19 protein-coding genes are annotated in these 21,791 nt (G+C 38.5%); 6 read left to right on the top strand and 13 right to left on the bottom strand.

The features are described from left to right. Positions 1 to 5: 5 nt before the first annotated feature. Both ribF and DM558_RS00155 read right to left on the bottom strand, forming a co-directional pair. Entirely contained in the window at positions 6 to 950 is a 945-nt protein-coding gene (gene ribF, locus DM558_RS00160; RefSeq protein ID WP_127161503.1) for a bifunctional riboflavin kinase/FAD synthetase, read from the bottom strand. A gap of 93 nt (positions 951 to 1,043) precedes the next feature. Next, positions 1,044 to 2,489 carry a phospholipase D family protein gene (locus DM558_RS00155; protein ID WP_228411776.1) on the bottom strand — a complete coding sequence of 482 codons (1,446 nt, stop codon included), beginning with the start codon at positions 2,487 to 2,489 and terminating at the stop codon, positions 1,044 to 1,046. Positions 2,490 to 2,725: 236 nt separating this feature from the next. Here DM558_RS00155 and DM558_RS00150 point away from each other — a divergent pair, with 236 nt between their 5' ends. Then, positions 2,726 to 5,302: a glycosyltransferase gene (locus DM558_RS00150; protein WP_127161502.1), complete on the top strand. Its 2,577-nt coding sequence runs from the start codon at positions 2,726 to 2,728 to the stop codon at positions 5,300 to 5,302. Between the two features lie 48 nt (positions 5,303 to 5,350). Here the strand turns inward: DM558_RS00150 and DM558_RS00145 are convergent, their stop codons facing one another. The 7 genes from DM558_RS00145 to DM558_RS00115 form a co-directional block, all read right to left on the bottom strand. Further along, entirely contained in the window at positions 5,351 to 6,076 is a 726-nt protein-coding gene (locus DM558_RS00145; protein ID WP_127161501.1) for a 16S rRNA (uracil(1498)-N(3))-methyltransferase, read from the bottom strand. Beyond that, positions 6,073 to 7,968 carry a 1-deoxy-D-xylulose-5-phosphate synthase gene (gene dxs, locus DM558_RS00140; RefSeq protein WP_127161500.1) on the bottom strand — a complete coding sequence of 632 codons (1,896 nt, stop codon included), beginning with the start codon at positions 7,966 to 7,968 and terminating at the stop codon, positions 6,073 to 6,075. Before dxs ends, DM558_RS00145 begins: the two co-directional genes overlap by 4 nt. A gap of 226 nt (positions 7,969 to 8,194) precedes the next feature. Next, positions 8,195 to 8,467, bottom strand: a complete 273-nt coding sequence (locus tag DM558_RS00135; RefSeq protein WP_109703585.1) for an HPr family phosphocarrier protein — start codon at positions 8,465 to 8,467, stop codon at positions 8,195 to 8,197. A gap of 14 nt (positions 8,468 to 8,481) precedes the next feature. Further along, a complete protein-coding gene (rapZ, locus tag DM558_RS00130) occupies positions 8,482 to 9,333 on the bottom strand; it encodes an RNase adapter RapZ (protein ID WP_127161499.1) in 852 nt (283 codons plus the stop codon). 8 nt (positions 9,334 to 9,341) lie between these two features. Beyond that, entirely contained in the window at positions 9,342 to 9,806 is a 465-nt protein-coding gene (gene ptsN, locus DM558_RS00125; RefSeq protein ID WP_127161498.1) for a PTS IIA-like nitrogen regulatory protein PtsN, read from the bottom strand. A gap of 167 nt (positions 9,807 to 9,973) precedes the next feature. Continuing rightward, entirely contained in the window at positions 9,974 to 10,261 is a 288-nt protein-coding gene (gene hpf, locus DM558_RS00120; protein ID WP_127161497.1) for a ribosome hibernation-promoting factor, HPF/YfiA family, read from the bottom strand. 61 nt (positions 10,262 to 10,322) lie between these two features. Beyond that, a complete protein-coding gene (locus DM558_RS00115; RefSeq protein WP_127161496.1) occupies positions 10,323 to 11,828 on the bottom strand; it encodes an RNA polymerase factor sigma-54 in 1,506 nt (501 codons plus the stop codon). A 186-nt stretch (positions 11,829 to 12,014) separates the two neighbouring features. Here DM558_RS00115 and DM558_RS00110 point away from each other — a divergent pair, with 186 nt between their 5' ends. Then, a complete protein-coding gene (locus tag DM558_RS00110; protein WP_127161495.1) occupies positions 12,015 to 12,449 on the top strand; it encodes a DNA polymerase III subunit chi in 435 nt (144 codons plus the stop codon). Here the strand turns inward: DM558_RS00110 and DM558_RS00105 are convergent. The 3 genes from DM558_RS00105 to hemB all read right to left on the bottom strand — a co-directional run bounded on the left by DM558_RS00105 (position 12,446) and on the right by hemB (position 16,781). Next, on the bottom strand, positions 12,446 to 13,537 hold the full coding sequence (locus DM558_RS00105) for an alpha-hydroxy acid oxidase (RefSeq protein WP_127161494.1): 1,092 nt from the start codon (positions 13,535 to 13,537) through the stop codon (positions 12,446 to 12,448). The genes DM558_RS00110 and DM558_RS00105 overlap by 4 nt on opposite strands. 28 nt (positions 13,538 to 13,565) lie before the next feature. Next, positions 13,566 to 15,695, bottom strand: coding sequence for a polyphosphate kinase 1 (gene ppk1 / locus DM558_RS00100; protein ID WP_127164766.1), 2,130 nt, complete (start codon positions 15,693 to 15,695; stop codon positions 13,566 to 13,568). A gap of 78 nt (positions 15,696 to 15,773) precedes the next feature. Beyond that, entirely contained in the window at positions 15,774 to 16,781 is a 1,008-nt protein-coding gene (gene hemB / locus DM558_RS00095) for a porphobilinogen synthase (RefSeq protein WP_127161493.1), read from the bottom strand. 225 nt (positions 16,782 to 17,006) lie between these two features. On the opposite strand from hemB, the gene DM558_RS00090 reads away from it, so the two are divergent. Further along, the gene (locus DM558_RS00090) at positions 17,007 to 17,558 is read left to right on the top strand and encodes a DedA family protein (RefSeq protein ID WP_228411775.1); all 552 of its coding nucleotides are present in this window, start codon (positions 17,007 to 17,009) and stop codon (positions 17,556 to 17,558) included. A gap of 15 nt (positions 17,559 to 17,573) precedes the next feature. Here the strand turns inward: DM558_RS00090 and DM558_RS00085 are convergent, their stop codons facing one another. Beyond that, complete coding sequence (locus DM558_RS00085; RefSeq protein ID WP_127161492.1) at positions 17,574 to 18,287, bottom strand: pirin family protein; 714 nt, start codon at positions 18,285 to 18,287, stop codon at positions 17,574 to 17,576. Positions 18,288 to 18,456: 169 nt separating this feature from the next. Here DM558_RS00085 and elbB point away from each other — a divergent pair, with 169 nt between their 5' ends. Genes elbB through trmA form a run of 3 tightly spaced genes read left to right on the top strand, consistent with a single transcriptional unit; the run spans position 18,457 to position 21,574 of the window. Continuing rightward, positions 18,457 to 19,119, top strand: coding sequence for an isoprenoid biosynthesis glyoxalase ElbB (elbB, locus tag DM558_RS00080; protein ID WP_127161491.1), 663 nt, complete (start codon positions 18,457 to 18,459; stop codon positions 19,117 to 19,119). Positions 19,120 to 19,177: 58 nt separating this feature from the next. Then, positions 19,178 to 20,479 (top strand): NCS2 family permease, encoded by a 1,302-nt coding sequence (locus tag DM558_RS00075; RefSeq protein ID WP_127161490.1) that lies wholly within the window; start codon positions 19,178 to 19,180, stop codon positions 20,477 to 20,479. 6 nt (positions 20,480 to 20,485) lie between these two features. Next, positions 20,486 to 21,574: a tRNA (uridine(54)-C5)-methyltransferase TrmA gene (gene trmA / locus DM558_RS00070; protein WP_127161489.1), complete on the top strand. Its 1,089-nt coding sequence runs from the start codon at positions 20,486 to 20,488 to the stop codon at positions 21,572 to 21,574. Positions 21,575 to 21,791 lie beyond the last annotated feature (217 nt).

Raw genomic sequence — 21,791 nt, 5'->3', positions numbered from 1 at the left:
AAGCCCTAACAATTTAATAAGCCACGTGCATGCCAATAAGCACGTGCATTGGTCACATCTTTGTCAATTGCTGCTTTTAACTCATCAAGTGAGTTGAATTTCTTTTCATCACGCAGCTTTTGATGAAAAGTCACTCGAATGTGTCTTTTATAAAGATCACCCGAGAAATCCAGTAAATGAACTTCTAAATGGGAATTACCATCGCCCTTTACGGTAGGTCTTATGCCAATATTGGCAACACCACAATAGACTTTACCATCAAGCTCACAACTTACTACAAACACACCTTTTAGTGGCGCTTGTTTTCGTTTTAATTGAATATTTGCCGTTGGACAACCTAACTTTCTTGCTAACTGCTGACCTTGGATAACACGGCCTGATAACTGAAAAGGCCTGCCTAATAAACGCTCAGCTAAATCTAAGTCATCCACTAACAAAGCATTGCGCACACGGGTACTGCTAATTCTCTCACCGTCTAAAAAAACAGTTTTAGCATCTTTCACACTAAAACCAAACTCTTTACCAGCTTCTTCGAGCATAGTGAAATTACCTGCACGTTTAGCGCCAAATAAGAAATCATCACCTACTTCAATGTGCTTAATATGCAATGCATCTACTAAAATTTTCTTGATAAAATCTTCTGCTGTTAACTTACTAAAGTTTTGGTTGAAATGAAGGCATAAAACAAAATCAATTGCGTTATCTCTGAACAGCTCCAATTTTTCACGCAATCTAGTTAAGCGTATAGTTGCCGCATCGGGGACAAAAAACTCTTTAGGTTGTGGCTCAAAAATAATAACAACGCTAGGCACATTCAGTATTTTAGCTTGCGCCTTCACATGTTCCAGAATAACTTGATGCCCCAAATGTAAGCCATCAAAATTACCAATGGTAACAACACTGCCCGATTGTAATTTTTTTAAGTCCTGCAAACAGCGAACTAATTGCATAGTAGTAAACGCTTTCAATAAAAGTAATAGATTATAACGATAGAATCTATCACATGCCATAGTTGAATGAAGGAAACTGCCACATCTCGCTCTTTATAACTGCGATTCGATAGGCAACCAACTGGCTATTCTTGTAATTGCCCGCTTAATAATACCGACTTCAGGCTCGTGTTTCCAGATGATAGGAGGCTCTTCTGACCCATCTTTCCAGCGTAACTGATTATTTTCAACAAATAGTTGATAACTATTATTTTCTTTCACTTTTAGTACAAAAAGCTCCGACAATACTTTTGCCATTTCTTGCTGGTTAAATAAAATCCCCATCTCTGTATTCAAGCGAATAGACCGTGGATCAAAATTAAATGAACCAATAAAGCAGGTTAGATCATCTTTAATAAACACTTTTGTGTGTAGACTCGCCCCACTGGCACCAAATAATTTCTTTTTAGTATGGTTAAAAGGCATTAACTCATAGAGTTTAACCCCTTCTTTTAGTAGCGGCATTCGATACGGTGCATAGCCGCTATGTACTATCATTACGTCAGTCGCCGCCAATGAGTTAGTTAAAACGCCAACCTCAACATTTGTCTCTCTCAAATCTGCCATCAACTTAACGCCTTCTTTCCCTGGTACAAAATAAGGAGACATCAATTTTAGATTAGATTGAGCACTCACCCAAACAGGGTACAGTTGATTAATTAACCATTGGTCTTGCCCTTTTCCAACCGCTTTCTCTGGGGGGTCTGAATAAACATGAACTTCTTTTGTCCAGAAAATAGGACGACCTTGTTTTAAAAGTACGCCAATACTTGGAGAGTTTTTTAAGCGCTCTCGATAGACATTGGTTTCTTTAATGATATTGTCATCCATATTTTCAATATATTGACGCAACTCTTGTAAAGAACCTTCCTTAGTTTTGACCAATTTATTTAAAGCAATGGCCGAGCGACTATTCCAAAACTGCTCAAATATGGAAGAAACCTCTGAAACTGCATTACCTAGTATTAAGGTATCTACATCAAAAAAGTTAGTTTTGGGGGCAGCATCAAAATATTCATTACCGATATTTCTTCCGCCCACAATCGCAATGCTTTTATCAACAATCCATGCTTTATTGTGCATTCTTCGATTGAGACTTAACCCTCTAAAAATTAGTTCAAAACTGCGTCGAAACCAGTTATTTCTCTCATAACTTGGATTGAATAAACGTATTTCAATATTCTCGTGCTGTTCTAGCGTTGCCAGTAGTGTATCTTTATCATGGGCATTCATGTCATCAAGTAACAAGCGTACGTGCACTCCACGATCAGCCGCTTTTAATAATTCATATCCTAATAGATTACCGGTTAAATCATGATTCCAAATATAATATTGTAAGTCTAAACTCTGCCCTGCCTCACTGGCACTAATGGCTCTAATCACAAAAGCATCTAAATTATCATCAAACAATACACAGCCCGTTTCTCCAATATGCTGTGAAACCAACGAATGGATAGCTTCCGTCATTTTATATCCTGTTTGTGTATAGGCTGGTTGCATGTCACTTGTCTTCCTAATTAAGTTACCTAAAACTATAAAACATTATTCCATATAAACAACATATAAAGCGTCAACAAATTATTAAAATTAGTTTAACGAAACTTTAAAAACATAATGAATTACTGTTTTTTAAAGATTAGATGAGCTAATCTACATTATTGCTGTCTTATAGTTAATTTTTAATTATATAAAAACTAGATTGACTTAGCGGTTATTTATTTTAAGGTTATTTTTTCATGAAGCACAAAAGCACCGCCAATATTATTATTGTACTCCTGATCACTGCTTTTTTTACAGGGATATGGGCATGGTATGACCGCCCCATTCAGGCACCTAACTGGCCATCTTATATATCAGGTTACTCTTTTTCTCCTTTTCATAATGGAGAAGACCCTGCTAAAAATACCTTTCCAACAGAAAAAGAGATTAGACAAGACCTCAACATTGTGACCAAAGAAACAGACAATATTCGTGTTTACTCTGTTAAAGGAAGCTTAGCCACTATCCCAGCGATTGCTAAAGAATATGGCTTAAATGTAACACTCGGTGCTTGGATCAGTAATGATTTAGAAGAAAATCAAAAAGAATTAGATAAGGCGATACAAATAGCCAAAGAAAACAAAAATGTTGTCCGTTTAACCATTGGGAATGAAGCGCTATTTCGCGAAGAAGTTAGCCTTGAGCAAATGATCAGCTACCTCGACTATGCCCGTTCACAACTCGATATTCCTGTTACCACCTCCGAACAATGGCATATTTGGGATAAATACCCTGAACTCGCCAACCATACTGATTTAGTGGCTGCCCATATTTTGCCCTACTGGGAAGAAGTCCCTGCCAACCAAGCCATTGACTTTGTTTTTGATAAAATAACACTGCTTGAAAAAGACTTTCCAAACAAACCATTGCTTCTCTCAGAAGTGGGTTGGCCTAGTAATGGCCGTATGATTGGTGAGGCAGAAGCTTCTTACTCTGAACAAGCTATTTATTTACGCACATTGGTTAACCAATTAAATGACCTCAGCTACAATTACTTCGTTGTTGAAGCATTCGACCAACCTTGGAAAATTGCACAAGAAGGCGCTGTTGGTGCTTATTGGGGTGTATACGGCCTTGATAGACAGCCTAAATTTAACTTTACAGGGCCAATTGTCGCCATCCCTGAATGGAAAACTCTTGCGGTTATTTCGGCTGTACTCGCCTTCTTAGCCTTTGCACTACTAATGATTGATGGTTCATCACTTAAAAAGAGAGGCCGTGTTTTTCTAACCCTGATTGCTTTTACCTGTGCCTCAGCTATTGTTTGGATTGGTTATGACTATACCCAACAATACAGTACATGGTTTAATTTGATTGTCGGCATCTTATTAACCTTTGGGGTCATTGGTGTTGCCATTGTGATATTAGTTGAAGCTCATGAGTTAGCTGAAACCGTTTGGACAAGTAACCGCCGCCGCCCCTTCCCCCCCGTCATGGAAGATGAAGCTTATCGTCCTAAAGTTTGCGTACAAGTCCCCTGCTATAATGAGCCGCCTGAGATGATGAAAAAAACTCTCAACGCATTGGCTAACTTAGATTACCCTCATTATGAAGTCATGGTGATTGATAACAACACGAAAGACCCTAATGTTTGGGAACCTATCGAAGCTTACTGTAAAGAGCTCGGTGAAAAATTCCGTTTTTTCCATGTCGCTCCCTTGGCTGGTTTTAAAGCAGGTGCACTCAATTATGCATTGGAAAGAGTTTCTCCTGAGGTAGAAATTGTGGCAGTGATTGACGCCGATTATTGTGTTGAGCCTAACTGGCTAAAATACATGACGCCTCATTTCAAAAGCCAACAAATTGCCATTGTTCAATCACCACAAGATTACTACGACGGTGATGAAAACTTCTTTAAAAAGCTCTGTTATGCTGAATATAAGGGATTCTTCCATATCGGTATGATAACCCGTAATGAGCGTGATGCCATTATCGAACACGGTACGATGACCATGGTTCGCCGTACCGTATTGGACGAATTAAAATGGGCAGAATGGTGTATTACTGAAGATGCTGAACTGGGTCTTCGCGTTTTTGAAAAAGGCCTCTCTGCAGCCTATTGTGAGCAAAGCTTTGGTAAAGGGGTAATGCCAGATACCTTTATCGACTTTAAAAAACAGCGCTTTAGATGGGCCTATGGTGCAATGCAAATTATTAAGCACCATTTCAAATTATTGGTTCTGGGCGAGTCAAAAGACACTAGACAATTAACTAGAGGTCAACGTTACCATTTTATTGCTGGCTGGCTTCCTTGGATTGCCGATGGCATGAATATTTTCTTTATCATTGGCTCGCTATTGTGGTCAACGGCGATGATTATTAATCCTCAACAATTTGACCCCCCTTTAACCATCTTTGCATTACCGCCACTGGCACTGTTTTTATTTAAAGTAGGCAAGATTATTTTTCTTTATAAAAAAGCAGTTACCATCAATTATAAAGAAGGTTTATATGCAGCGATTGCCGGATTATCACTCTCGCATACCATTGCCAAAGCGGTTATTTATGGCACAGTGACAAAGCATATTCCGTTCTTTAGAACACCTAAAATGCGCAGTACCCATGGTTTATTGGTGGCATTAGCTGAGGCCAGAGAAGAGCTCTTTATTATGCTATTGCTATGGGCAATGGTTGTGGGTTTAATCATCACACAAAGCAGTTTTGGCTATGATCTTATTCTTTGGATAGCGATGTTAACAATTCAATCACTTCCCTATTTAGCCGCTATGTTCATGGCGCTTGTGTCATCATTAAAAGCCCCAGAATCAGAATAACTGGGGAGCAGAAACTTTAAATACGGCCGAATACAAGGCCGTATTTTTTTAAGCAGAGAAATCACCCCACAACTGTTGTGCTAACGTCAAAGCCACAATAGGCGCAGTTTCTGTACGTAAGACTCGATGCCCTAAACGAATGGACTGAAAAGCATGTTGTTTGGCTTTAGCTATTTCATTATCAGAAAAACCACCTTCAGGTCCTATCAATAGTGCTAACGAAGAAGGTTTCGTATAACTTTCTATAGACTCCGCCATCGGGTGTAACATCAATTTAAGATCAGCTTGCACGTGAACCAACCAATCATCCAGCACGATAGGCGCATGGATAACAGGTATTTTAGTACGACCTGATTGTTCACAGGCACTAATCGCCACTTGCTGCCAATGTAAAAGGCGTTTATCGGCTCGTTCATCACTTAAACGAACCTCGCAACGCTCGGTCACTAATGGGGTTATTTCATTAACGCCTAGCTCTGTTGCCTTTTGGATCACAAAATCCATTTTTTCACCACGTGCCAACCCTTGTCCCAAATGGGTATGAAGAGGTGACTCGGGAAGACCTGCTATTTGCTCTGTCAGCGTAACTGTCAGTCTTTTCTTAGTTATTTCACTGATCGAGCCTAAAAACTCGAACCCTGAACCATCAAATAACTGAACCTCTGCGCCAGCAGGCAGCCGCAAAACACGTCCCATATAATGTGCTATCTGCTCTGGTAGCTCGATATCGCCTAGCGTAAGCGGCGTATTAACAAAGAATCGAGAGAGTCTCACGCATCTTTCTCCAACATTGCTAGACGCGTATTAATTGCTTGCTCTATCCCTGCTTCATCTAAGCCACACTCAGCTAACATAAACGAATGTGATGCATGCTCAACATAGCTGTCAGGTAAGCCTAGCTGTAATAATGAGTTTGTATAATTATGTTTAGATAAGTACTCTCCTACAGCAGAGCCAGCACCACCCATAATGCTATTTTCTTCAATCGTTACTAATAAATCATGCTCTTTTACAATAGTTATCAACAAGTCTTCATCTAGGGGTTTAACAAACCGCATATCAACAACGGTTGCATTTAATTTCTCAGCAACCACTATTGCTTGTTGTAATTGCACGCCAAATACTAGGATAGCAAGTCGTTGGCCTTGTCTGCGAACAACCGCTTTACCAATTGCTATAGGTAAAAGTGTTTTTTCAATTTTTGCATTAGGCCCTGTTCCTCTAGGATAACGAACCGCGGCGGGACCATGGTATAAATACCCCGTTGTTAGCATCTTACGCAGTTCATTTTCATCACTGGGCGCCATAATAACCATGTTAGGAATACAGCGTAAGAACGAAAGATCAAAGCTTCCCGCATGAGTGGGTCCATCTTCTCCAACAAGCCCAGCTCGATCAATTGCAAATAATACATCTAAGTTTTGAATAGCCACATCATGAATAAGCTGGTCATAAGCACGCTGTAAAAAACTTGAATAAATGGCCACTACAGGTTTCATACCATCACAAGCCAAACCTGCAGCTAAGGTCACCGCATGTTGCTCTGCAATCGCCACATCAAAATAGCGCTGTGGATACTTCTCACTAAAGGCAATCAGATCTGATCCCTCTTTCATTGCAGGGGTTATACCTACTAAGTGTTCGTCTTGCGCGGCCATGTCACAAAGCCACTGACCAAATACATTAGAATATTTAGGCGGTTTGCTTTCTTGTTTATCGATACTGGTCTGCTTTAGTTTACTAATTGCATGATAAGCAATAGGGTTCGCTTCTGCAGGGGCAAACCCTTTCCCTTTTTTAGTCACGATATGCAAGAATTGAGGGCCTGATAAATTACGCATATTACGTAATGTCGCTACTAATGTAGGGAGGTCATGACCATCTATTGGCCCAATGTAATTCCAGCCTAGCGCCTCAAATAATGTTGTAGGAGCAAGAATACCTTTAGCATATTCTTCCGTTAAGCGAGCAATATTCCATGCCCCAGGTAAATGTGACAACAGTTTTCTACCATTGTCTCGAACATTACGATACGTCTGACTTGATAAAATTTTAGCTAAATGATTAGAAAGCCCGCCCACATTATCGGAAATGGACATTTCGTTATCGTTAAGCACGACCAACATATCGGCATCAACAACTGTTGCATGATTGAGCGCTTCAAATGCCATGCCCGCAGTAAGTGCACCATCGCCAATCACGGCAACTGTTTTCTTTTGATTATTTTGTAAGTGGGCAGCAATAGCCATGCCCAATGCTGCACTAATAGAGGTACTGGAATGACCAACCCCAAAACTATCATAATCACTTTCCGTTTGCTTAGGAAAAGCACTTAATCCGCCCCGTTGACGTAGTGTAGCCATTTGCTCACGACGGCCTGTCAAAATCTTATGGGGGTAGGCTTGATGCCCAACATCCCATACCAAATTATCAACAGGCGTATTGTAGACATAATGTAATGCGATGGTTAACTCGATAACCCCAAGCCCTGCTCCAAAATGGCCCCCTGTTTTAGCAACGCTATAGAGTAAATACTCTCGTAGCTCATCTGCTAGTTGGAGTAACTCGGCACTACCTAATAAGCGCAGTTGTTTCGTATCATCAATGCTATCAAGCAAGGGAGTAATCGGACGCTGCTTAGGAATATCATAAAAAGTTTTAGGCATTAGCAATATTCATTCTATATAATCAAATCAGATCTTTTATCTGACAAGAAAAGATGCATAAATAATTAATTATCTTTCTTAGCCATTATCACGGAAAACTCACATGCAGTAGATATTAATCATTTACTGCTGTATACATGAGACCATTAATAGACATGTATCATAACAAATAATAACGTCTTTATAATATCAGTATCGCATGAGTTTACATGCTTTTATCTATGTACTACTTACCTTCACCAAAATAATTTTCTACTAGCTCTACAATAGCGTCTATAGCTTCTTGTTCATCGGTACCATCTGTTATTAATTGTAACTTAGTGCCTTTACTTGCAGCTAACATCATAACAGACATAATGCTTTTACCATCCACCAGCGAATCGACGGTACGTCCAACTTTGATACTACAATCAAAACGACCTGCAGCCCCCACAAACTTAGCTGCTGCTCGGGCATGTAGTCCTAATTGATTAATAATTTCGATTTCTTTTGACTGCATTTACTGTAAATCTCCTATGATAAATCACGATGGCGCACCTGAACATTGGTTAAAAGCGTTTTTAACTCACGACTGATTTGTTCTACAAAATAAACAGAACGATGTTGCCCACCAGTACAACCTAGAGCAACCGTAATATAAGGTCTATTAGATGCTATAATTTTGGGTAGCCACTTCTTTAAAAACGTCAGTATGTCTTCTTGCATTTCCAATACATCGGGCTGTTTCTCTAAGTAATCTATTACAGCCTGATCTTTCCCTTTTAAATACCTTAACTCGCTTACCCAATAAGGATTAGGTAATGCCCTTAAATCAAAAATCCAATCTGCATCTATTGGTACACCATACTTAAAACCAAATGACTCAATAAGCAGTGCTGTCGCTAGCCCTGCTTCGCCTAACAAGCGGAGTTTTAAAAAGTCTCTTAGCTGGTAAATATTTAAAGCAGTTGTATCAACATGCAAAGTAGCTAAATTAACAATAGGGGCTAATAGCCTAGATTCTTCTTCGATAGATTCAGGTAATGAGCGCTCTCCCGTTGTTAAGGGATGGCGACGTCTTGTTTCAGAAAAACGACTGATCAATATGTCATCTTTTGCATCAAGATAGACTAAGTCACAAGAAGTATATTTACCTTGTAAGTGCTCAAACACAGTAGGGAAATTTTCAATTTGCGTAGGCAAGCTTCGCGCATCAATCGATACCGCTATTTTGGTAATATTGGTTTGGGATATGGCTTGCTCAATCGCAACAGAAAAAAGGCTTGCAGGTAAATTATCAATGCAGTAAAAACCGTTATCCTCTAACAAATGTAAAGCGGTAGTTTTTCCCGCACCTGAGCGGCCACTGATAATAACAAGACGCATATCCGTTCCTATATACCTGAAACTCCATTTGTTAAAATTTGATAAAGCTCTTGACTACTTGTAGAGGATCTTATCTGTTTACATGCTTGCGCATCACTTAATAACGCGGCTATTTGTTTAAGTAGTTGCAAATGTTCATCTGTCGCATTATTAGGAACAACTAATCCAACAAGAATATCAACCAGTTCGTTGTCTATAGCATCAAAATCAATTGGTGTCGTTAATTTCAAAACAACTGCAATAGGTTGTTGGCAATTTTCAATACGACAATGGGGAATAGCCACACCGTTACCAAAACCAGTCGTGCCTAATCGCTCTCTTTCTATTAAATGCTCAAACAAGTTATGAACATCTAATTCATTACAGTTTTCTGCAATTGTCTGAGCAACTAGCTCTAACGCTCTTTTTTTGCTAGTCACATGAGCATTTACTACCACTTGGGATGGCGTTAGTATTTCTTTAAGTTGAATCATAAACAAAAATGATCGCTCAATAAATTTATATAAAAAATTGTCTAATATTTAAATAATTATAACATGTATATCAATCATTAAGTGATGTTGTCTATACAAATAAATTAAGGCCTGATTTCATAATTAATAAATTAATTATGAAATCAGGCCTTACACTCAAAAACTAATTAGTATTTTTGTTGCTTTTCTTTAAACTTAATTAATTGACGGTCTAATTTATCAACTAATGAATCAATAGCTGTATACATGTCAGTATTTTCAGCACTGGCAACTACCTCACCACCGGCTAATAGCAACGTTGCATCTATTTTTTTATTTAACTTCTCAACACCCATAATGACTTGGGCACTAGTTATCTTGTCGAAGTGTCTTTCAAGCCTTGTGAATTTTTCATCAACATAGTTACGTAAAGCTTCTGTAACTTCAAGTTGGTGACCAGTAATGTTAATTTGCATATATTTCTCCTTAACATTTAAAAATACTTACACTCAAAATAAGTATAAGCGACGTTATTTATTATATGAATTGTTTACGTTCACTCGAAGAACCAATGCCCAATGCCTCTCGGTATTTAGCAACTGTTCTTCTCGCCACTTGTACACCTTGCTCCTCCAATAAAGAGGTCAATTTACTATCACTCAAAGGCTTTTTAGAATCCTCTGCAGCAATTAGTTTTTTAATCATAGCGCGAATAGCCGTTGATGAACACTCCCCCCCTTCGGAAGTATTAACATGACTTGAAAAAAAATATTTCAGCTCATAAATACCACGGGGGGTGTACATATATTTTTGAGTTGTTACACGAGAAATAGTCGACTCGTGCATCCCAACTACGTCAGCCACTTCTGATAAAATCAATGGCTTCATCGCTTCTTCGCCATATTCTAAAAAGCCACGCTGATGTTCAACAATTTGTGTTGCAACTTTCATCAGTGTTTCATTACGACTTTGTAAGCTTTTGATAAACCAACGTGCTTCTTGAAGTTGGTTTTTTAAAAATTGATTATCTGATGAATTGTTAGCACGTTGTACATAACTTGCATATTGTGCATTAACACGGAGCTTAGGCATCGCCTCTTGATTAAGCTCAACAATCCAGTGGTCATTATTTTTACGGACAATCACATCAGGGACAATATACTCTGGCTCTTTAGACTCTATCTGACTGCCAGGCTTAGGATTAAGGCATTGTACTAAACCTATCACTTGCCTTAACTCTTCTTCTTTAAGTTTCGTCAACCGCATCAACTTGGTATAATCTTTCGACGCTAAAACATCTAACCAAGTTGTCACAAGCTCTTTTGCCCCTTGATAATAAGTGTGCTCAGTAAACAAGCCATTTAACTGTAGGAGTAAACATTCTTTTAGATCTCGTGCGCCTATCCCCACTGGATCAAACTGCTGAATGTAATGAAGCATCATTTCGACTTCATCAGCCTCAACCTCTAGCGATGCATCCAACCCTTCACAAATATCAGTGATTGACTCTTCTAAATAACCATCTTCATTAATACAATCAATAATATTAATGGCAATTGTTTTATCTCTATCGGTTAATGGGGCTACATTAAGCTGCCATAATAAGTGGGTTTGTAGGGTTTCGCCCTCGGAGGTATACGTTGTAAAATCAGACTCTTCTGAGTCGTTATGAGAAGCTGGCAAACTACTTTGATAAATATCATCCCAATTAGTATCAACGGGGAGCTCTTCAGGAATAACATCAGTTGATGAAACTTGGTTTCTATCGTCAGTGCTTATCGTATTTTCATTGTCATGATTATGATCTTTGAAACTAATTTCTTGGCTCGACGGATTAACCAGTATATTTTCTTCTGCCAATAAGTTGTTATCATCAAACTCCTCACCGGGTTCCTGCTGCTCTAACATAGAGTTAGATTCTAGTATTTCTTGAATTTCTTGTTGTAAATCAACAGTAGACAATTGCAAAAGCCTAATTGCTTGCTGCAACTGGGGTGTCATTGACAGTTGTTGTCCTATCTTTAACGCTAAGGTTGGCTTCATACCCTAATCCATAAACCTCATAATATTAAGCAAATTATATGCCTTAATTTCTATTACTCAAATAATAACACGTCAGAAAAATGAAACAACCTACATCACAAAAATTTGTTTAATGCAGTATTAAAAAATATTGGTTAATATAATAGGTTACATAGCATTTTTATTATAAATTGATGGTAAAGCCCCATGCCAAAAGTAGACTTTTATAACTTACCCACCACGCAAATAGCAGATTGTTTATTATTTAGTTGTAAGTTAATTAATAAGGCATGGCGACAATTAGATAATATTTATATTCTTTGCCAAAACACAGAGCAACGACAACAGATGAATGAATTGCTTTGGCAATTCCAACCCAATAGTTTTATCGCTCATGATCTAGTGGAAGAAAATCCAGAAAGTCCTGTTATTTTAGGCTATGAAGGAGTAGATATTCCATTAACAAGCAATAAGTTACTCGTTAATTTAAGCTTTACCCCCCCCAATAGCTATCAACAGTTTGCTCGAATAGCCGAATTTGTTATTGATGATCCGTTGTTGAAAGATCAAGCACGCGAAAACTATCGATTTTATAAAACAGCTAACTGTTCACTCGATTATCATACACTCACCAAAATCTAGCTCTTCCATAAAAGAGATCGATCAATTTCATACAAGGTACGGCAGCCTGTTAATACCATTGCGGCTTCAAGCTCCGCGCGCAATATGTTTAATAAATGGACAACTCCAACCGCACCAGCAACAGAAAGCGCATAGATATAAGGACGTCCAATCATCACGGCACTCGCTCCTAAAGCTAGCGCTTTTAAAATATCCGTACCACGACGAATACCACTGTCTAATAAAATAGGGACACGTCCTGCCACTTGCTCAGCAATACCGGGTAATAACTCGATGGTTGAAGGTAGTGTATCCAATACACGTCCGCCATGATTAGAAACGATCAAGCCATTAACACCTAAAGTAATGGCCTGTTCAACATCGGCCACCGAAGTAATACCTTTCACAATAATTGGCAATGAGGTAATAGATTTTAACCACTCAATGTCTTGCCATGTTGGAATGCTTTCTAACTGCCCTGAAAACAAAGGGCTTTCTAACAAACTAGCATTATGTACTGCTGGCCTTTTCATACCCGCTAAGTTAACGGAACTAATACCTTGTGGGAGATGAAAATTAACCCGTTGCTCACGATTACGAACACCCGAAATAGGTGCATCAATGGTTAAAACCAATGCTTTATAACCTGCCTGTTCTGCCCGTTTCACTAGCTCCGCTGTAAACATACGATCTGGCTGAATATACAATTGAAACCATAACGGCTTCGTTGCATTTTCAGCCACATCTTCTAATAAAACACTCGACTGCGTACTGACCACCATACCCGCACCTATTGCAGAAGCAGCTTGTACAGTGGCTAACTCACCATCAGGATGAAATAATTTATGCCACGCAACAGGGGCTAATAAAATAGGAAAAGGTAAGGTACTGCCTAACAAATTCAATCGTGTATTCGCACCTGCAAAATCCCTTAACACCTGTGTTTGTAACTGTATCTCATCAAAAGCACATTTATTTTTATCAGCAGTTATCTCATCCGCACTACCACCAACCAAATAACTCCAAGCAGTATGATCCATGTGCTTAACAGAGGATTTTTCATAATCTTCAACTGAAAATAATTGTGGTGGTACAATTGAATAAACCATCGATGATGTTCCCCTCTCGTCAAATTATTTAATGGCTATGTACTGGCTTAGTTAACTGTTCAAATAATATTTGTTGTGCTGACCTTGGTATTTGATTTCCAATAGGCTTAGAGCGAATATAACTGCCATCACTTTGCAGTATCCAACTATGTGTATTATCACTTAAATAAAGTTCAAGCTCTTTTTTCACACGAGAAATTAGCCTCTTACCTTCAATAGGAAAACACGTTTCCACACGCATATCAAGATTACGTTCCATCCAGTCTGCACTGGATAAATAAATCTTTTCTTCTCCACCATTGAGGAAGTAGAAAACGCGGCTATGTTCTAAGAAACGACCAATAATAGAACGTACTTGTATATTTTGAGAAACACCAGGTACACCAGGTCTCAAACAACACTTACCTCGTACAATAAGATCAATTTTTACACCCGCTTGACTCGCTTTATAAAGTGCTTTGATCATTTTTGCATCGGTAAGGCCATTTACTTTTATAATAATCCGAGCTTGCTCTCCATGAGCAGCAATGACAGCTTCTCGACTAATCATATCCAGTAAATTTTTCTTTAACGTAAAAGGTGAATAAAGCAACTTCTTCATTCGTTGCGTTTTCCCCATGCCAATTAGCTGGATAAATAGCTTATGCATATCTTCACACAATGCGACATCTGCTGTTAGCAAACTATAATCAGTGTACAGCTTAGCATTACCTGCGTGGTAATTACCTGTTCCCAGATGCGCATAGCGTTTTAGCTCAGTTCCCTCGCGTCTTAAAATCAAACACATTTTGGCATGGGTTTTAAAGCTAACCACGCCATAGGTAACAATAACACCTGCTTCTTGTAATCGTGAAGCCAATTGTAAGTTGGACTCTTCATCAAAACGTGCTCTTAACTCAATAACTGCGGTTACTTCTTTACCATTACGAGCAGCTTCAACAAGGCCGTCAACCACCTCAGAATTAGCACCTGTCCGATAGAGTGTTTGTTTAATAGCTAAGACATTAGGGTCTTTAGCTGCCTGTTTGATAAAATCAATCACGGGGGTAAATGACTCAAACGGGTGCAATAACAGAACATCGGTTCTTGATAACGTAGCAAAGAAATTGTCTTTCTTTCTTTGCAGCGTTCTAGGAATAATCGATAAAAACGGCTTATGTTGTAGTTCAGCATGCCCTTCCAACTCAGTAATACGAAAAAGTCGTGTTAAATTGACGGGGCCATCTACTAAATAAAGCTCGTTTTTTGGTAAATGAAACTGATCACACAAATAATCTGTTAGATGTGCAGGGCATGCATCAACTACTTCTAACCTTACCGCATCACCATAGCGTCTTGAAAAAAGCTCACCTTTTAACGCTCTGGCTAAGTCATCCACATCCTCTGCATCAACAGATAAATCAGCATTACGCGTTAATCTAAACTGATAACAACCCTTTACCTGCATGCCCTGGAATAAATCATCGGCATAAGCATGAATGAGCGAAGATAAAAAAACAAAATTATCACCACTTCCCCCTACCGACTCAGGAACTCTCACAATTCTAGGTAATGATCTTGGTGCTGGAATAATCGCCAGTCCAGAACTGCGACCAAATAAATCTGTTCCCTCAAGCTCCACAATAAAGTTAAGACTTTTATTAACCAATAATGGAAATGGATGGGTAGGATCTAACCCAATAGGACTTACAATAGGTTCAATTTCTTCCTTAAAAAATTTACGAGCCCATGCTTTAAGTTTTGTATTCCAATTTCTACGGCGAATAAAACGGATATTCTGTTCAGCTAATGCAGGTAACAACACTTCATTTAGAATGTGATATTGCCGTGCCACGAGATCATGCACAACCGTATTAACATGCTCTAAGACTTGATAAGGCAAGAGGCCATCATCACCCACTTGCTCACGAGAAAATTTCACCTGTTTTTTTAAGCCTGAGACGCGAATCTCAAAAAACTCATCTAAGTTGCCTGAAAAAATTAATAAGAATTTTAAGCGCTCAAGCAATGGATAAGACTCATCTAAAGACTGCTCTAATACCCGAGAATTAAACTCAAGGAGGGAAAACTCACGATTAAGATATAAACTGTAATCATCTAAATTAATAGGATTATCCTCTAGCTCTGTGGGTGGTTGTTCTACCACACCATCAACCATCGAAATAACTTCTTTTTCTGTTAGCTCTTGATTCTTGTTATCTTTTATAGCCATAGCTATTTCAACCTTTTTAAGAAATCAATTATTTTTTAATTGCTCAGCCGCATATTTAGCAAAATAAGATAATATTCCATCCGCACCAGCACGTTTAAAGCCAAGCAATGTTTCCATAATAATATTTTCTGAAAGCCATCCATTATTAATAGCAGCCATTTGCATTGCGTACTCCCCACTCACTTGGTATACAAAAGTGGGGACTTTAAATGTTTGTTTAACCCGATACACAATATCTAAATAAGGTGTCCCCGGCTTAACCATTACCATATCAGCTCCCTCAGCTAAATCAAGTGCTATTTCATGCAATGCTTCATCAGCATTCGCTGGGTCCATTTGATAATTACACTTATTTGACTTCCCTAATTGACTGCTTGAACCTACCGCATCACGGAAAGGCCCATAATAAGCACTGGCATATTTAGCAGAATAAGCCATTAATCTAGTTGTATGATGTCCATCCTCTTCAAAAGCATTTCTAATGGCTTGAATACGTCCATCCATCATATCAGAAGGAGAAATAACATGCGCACCTGCCTGAGCATGGGATAGGCTTTGATTCACGAGTGCCTCAACTGTCACATCGTTAACGACGTAACCCTCATCGTTTATAATACCGTCTTGTCCATGGGTTGTATAAGGATCCAGTGCCACATCAGTAATCACTCCCATCTCTGGGATATTTTCCCGCACGGCGCGAATCGTTCGTTGTACTAAACCATTCGAATTCCAAGCCTCACGACCATCCTCTGTTTTTAATGAGGGTTCGATAACAGGAAAAATATCAATGGCAGGAATACCTAAAGAAGCAAGCTCTTCAACCTCCTTCAACAACTCATCAATGGATAATCTTTGAACTCCCGGCATAGAGGGGACATCCACTCGCTGCTTTTTACCTTCGACCACAAAAACAGGCAAAATAAAGTCATTAACAGAAAGTTGGCTTTCGCAGACCAGTCGCCTTGAAAAGTCATCCACGCGATTTCTTCGTAATCTAGTAGCAGGGAATAAACGATTAGAATAAGAAAACACATTACCTCCTAAAACAAAAATTGCTCTCTATCAAGTAGATGAATAAATAATAAACAGTTACCATTTTACCGCAACACCTTGCTCTTGCTAGCCAATAAAGTATTTCTAAATACTTTATTAATAGGTTAATAGATTTTGTCACGATTTAAGATACAGTACCATACTGCTTTTTTGTATATACTATTAAGTTATAAATTAATTACTGGTTTGAAGTTAGATTATATAATGGAACATTTGCTAAATGAGTACGGTTATTTCGCGTTATTTATAGGAACCTTTTTAGAAGGGGAAACTATTTTAATACTCGCTGGTATTGCTGCCGCACACGATTACTTAGATCTACAAATAGTGATTATCGTCGCATTTATTGGTAGTTATTTTGGTGATCAACTTTGGTATTTTCTAGGTAGGCACTACGGCATTGCCATCTTACAAAAACGGCCTAAATGGCAAAAATCAGCAGATAAAGCCCTTATTTATTTAAAAAAGAATCCTGATTTATGGGTTCTCACCTTTAGGTTTATGTATGGCCTAAGAACAATCATGCCTGTTGCCATTGGTATATCGGGATACTCCCCTAAGCGCTATGTTATATTAAATGCTATTGGTGCCATTATTTGGTCAGTTGTATTAGGTAGTACCTCTTATTATTTTGGTAGTATCGTGCTTAGTTACCTCAAAGATTACGAACTTATTTTCTTAGTTGCGATTATTGTGATTGCTTTATTCTTTTGGCTGCATCGCTTTTTTAAATGCCGCAGAGAATCAAAAGAATAAAGCATGTACAAACAATTAGTAATGCATAGGAATTTCTATAAGTAAAATCCTAGCACCTTTTTGTGCAAGCATTTTTACAGCTGATTGATTTTCTATCCCCAAGGCGTCTTTACTTGATAAAACAAGATCATCCACAACAGCTTGACCATCAATCACAAAAATATACAAACCATTCGCTTCATTATGTAAAACATAATCAATTTCTATTTCTCGGTCAAACTTACTCAATGAAAGCCATGCTTGTTGGTGTATCCATGCACCACTATCATACGAATTAGGAGAAACCACTTGTTGAAACTCATTCAATCTTGACTCATCAAATGTAAGTTGTTGATAACGAGGTTTCAAATTCTCCTTATTAGGAAATATCCAAATTTGCAGTAGACTAACGGCTTGCTCTTGACTCGCATTATACTCACTGTGATAGATACCAGTCCCTGCACTCATGACTTGTACCTCTCCTGCGCGAATAATAGAACTGTTCCCCATGCTATCTTTATGAGCTAAAGCACCTGACAGAGGAATCGTAATAATCTCCATATTTTGGTGCGGATGCATTCCAAACCCCTTTCCAGAAGCGATCACATCATCATTAATAACTCTTAATGCACCAAAGTTATTTTTTTTTGAATCAAAATACTGTGCAAAACTAAAGCTATGGTATGTATCGAGCCAATTATGTTTAACATGGCCCCGGTCAATAGCTCTATGCAATGTTTTCGTTATCATATAAACCTCTTTAATTTCATTTTTAAAAATAATACTCTTGAAAATAGATAAAACAATAGATAAAAATGGAACAAATTATTGCTATTTTTTTGTTAATCAACAAATCATAACAGGCAAATTTTGTTATATAATGGTTAGCTACTAACTCTATATGAAAACAGGTACGATTATGCCCACTAAGAAAATAGCTGTAATCCTTGCAGGATCAGGTGTATATGATGGTAGCGAAATCCATGAAGCCACATTAGCGCTACTCTATCTATCTGAACAAGGCGTAAAAATACAGTGTTTTGCACCGAATATAGAGCAAACACACGTGATTAATCACCTGACACAAAAAGAATCACCTGAAACACGCAATGTATTAGTTGAATCAGCTCGCATCGCTCGTGGTAATGTGAAAGATGTTAAAGAATTAACAGCTGATGATTTTGATGGCCTTATTATCCCAGGTGGCTTTGGCGCGGCCAAGAATCTTTCAAACTTCGCATTTAAAGGTTCAGATTGCACGGTTAATGATGATGTGTTAACAGCTGCAAAATCGTTTGCTAAAGCTGAAAAACCCATTGGCCTCATTTGTATTGCCCCCCACCTTGCCCCAAAAATTTATGGCAGAGGAGTGATTTGCACCATTGGTAACGATGAGAATACAGCAGCAGAACTCGAAAAAATGGGTGCTGTTCATCAATCTTGTGATGTCTCTAATATTGTTGAAGACAAAGCCAATAAACTTATCTCTACCCCTGCTTATATGTTAGGTAAAAATATTAGCGAAGTAGCAGTTGGTATTAAAAAACTGGTCACACGCCTAATTCAATTGACTAATACTTAATACACCAGACTGTATTTATCACTTACACCATTTCATTTTAATTAGCAGAGAATAAAGCATGCTAGAGAAGTTATTTAAATTAAAAGCTAACAATACAACGATTAGAACAGAAGTTATTGCTGGCTTCACCACCTTTCTAGCCATGTCTTATATTCTTTTTATTAATCCCAATATTTTAAGTGATGCGAACGGTGCAGGCATGGATCACTCTGCTGTTTTTGTTGCTACTTGCCTTGCTGCCTTTATTGGCTCATGCACCATGGGCTTAATTTCTAACTACCCTTTAGCCCTAGCACCAGGGATGGGACTAAATGTCTTTTTCTCTTACACAGTTGTTCATTCGATGGGCTATAGCTGGCAAGTTGCACTTGGCGCTGTTTTTATCTCTGCCACCCTTTTTTTTCTACTTTCTTTATTTAAAATCAGAGAATGGATTATCAACAGTATTCCCTTAGAATTGCGTTCAGCGATTGCAGCGGGTATTGGTTTATTCCTTGCTATCATTGCTTTACAAAAAGCAGGTATTATTGGCGCTGATTCAGCAACACTCGTTACCATTGGTGACCTCACAAAACCAGAACCACTACTTGCTATTTTAGGTTTCTTTATCCTTATTGCATTAGAAGCTCGAAAAATACCCGGTGCAGTCATTATCAGTATTCTATTTATTACCGCCATAAGTATTATTCTCCATATTTCACCGTTTAAAGGTGTCGCATCACTCCCCCCTTCAATCGCCCCTACCTTTTTACAGTTAGATATAGCAGGTGCTTTTCAAGTCGGCATGATCGTAGTTATTTTCTCATTTCTATTTGTGGATCTATTCGATAACTCAGGAACCTTAATTGGTGTTGCAAAAAAGACGGGGCTTATGCGCGCAGATGGTTACCTTCCTCGCATGGGCAGAGTATTGTTAGCTGATAGTACCGCGGCCATGTCAGGTTCATTACTAGGTACATCAACTACTACCAGCTTTGTTGAATCGACAGCAGGAGTTGCAGCTGGTGGGCGAACAGGGTTAACAGCTTGTGTCGTAGGGATCTTATTTATTTTCGCCCTCTTCTTCTCTCCTTTAGCAGAAAGTGTTCCTCTATTTGCGACCGCCCCAGCACTGATGTTTGTAGCCATTCTAATGGCATCTGGCCTTGCTGAAATTGACTGGAATGACTTAACCACAGCTGCTCCCGTTTTGATTACAGCTATTGCCATGCCATTTACTTACTCCATCGCTAATGGTATCGCCTTTGGCTTTATCAGTTGGACAGTCATTAAACTTTTAACGGGACGTAAACATCAAGTCAATTCCGCATTGATTGTACTTTCTATTTTGTTTGCTTTGAAATTTGCCTTTATACACTAATGACTTATGAATACACTATTATTTGACTCAAACCGTTACAGCGAACAATTAAAAAAGAAGCAAACTTATTTAGCTGACTTATTAGCACCTTTTAATGCTCCTGCATTAGAGGTGTTTGAATCACCTGACAAACACTACCGAATGCGTACCGAGTTTAGGTTATGGCGCAGTGGTGATCAATTAGATTACGCGATGTTTAAAGCTGGCGATAAATACACGCCTATACTTATTGATAGCTTTCCTATTGCTAGCAAAAAAATTAATGCGCTTATGCCGCACTTAAAAGCAGCATGGGAAGCTAGTGGAGTCTTATCAAATCGCTTGTTCCAAATAGAGTTTTTAACGACTCAGACAGACGATGCCATAATCACTCTCTGTTATCACCGCCCTCTCGATGAACAATGGCAAGCCGAAGCCGTACAACTGGCTAAACAACTTAATATTCATATTATTGGCCGCTCACGTAAACAAAAAATTGTGATTGGTCATGATTATGTCACTGAAAGATTCATTGTAGATAATCGCCCATTTACCTACCAACAACCTGAAGGGGCCTTCACCCAGCCCAATGCAGATGTTTGTAATAAAATGCTGAACTGGGCATACGATGTGTTAGGTAAGCGCGATGATGATTTACTCGAGCTTTATTGTGGTAATGGCAATTTTACGCTCCCCTTATCCACAAGGGTCAATAAAGTATTAGCTACTGAAATCAGTAAAACATCGGTTAAAGCAGCTTCACAAAACATAGCTGATAATCAAATCGATAATATAATGTTAGTCAGACTATCCGCTGAAGAGTTAACCCAAGCACTTAATAAAACAAGACCATTTAATCGCTTAGCTCATGTTGATTTGGATGAATACAATTTTGGGACTATTTTTGTTGACCCCCCAAGAGCTGGGATGGACACTGAAACGTGTGAACTGGCTAGACGCTTTTCCCGTATCATCTACATCTCGTGCAATCCTGAAACCTTAGCAGAGAATATTAAGCTACTACAAACTACTCATAAAATTACCCGCTTTGCATTATTTGACCAGTTTCCTTATACTCATCACATAGAAACAGGCATTTTATTAGAGCAAAAATAATATTTTACAACAAACCACTTTATTTTTTATTAAATTAACGTATGATGTTCGACCGCTATTAATATATAGCTAAATCGATTTATGGTGTGTTATGCACATCATCTTATTTTTTCAAATTTCGCAGATCCCAATCATTTATGCTGCTCGGGTTATTAGTAAACTAGGCATAGGCAGTCTTAGTTCTTGGGTAATTGCGATTGCATATCGAGGCATTTTC

Source organism: Entomomonas moraniae (assembly GCF_003991975.1).
Classification (GTDB): Bacteria; Pseudomonadota; Gammaproteobacteria; order Pseudomonadales; family Pseudomonadaceae; genus Entomomonas; species Entomomonas moraniae.
The sequence above is the reverse complement of the archived record's forward strand: the minus strand, read 5'-3'. Positions and strand labels throughout refer to the sequence as shown.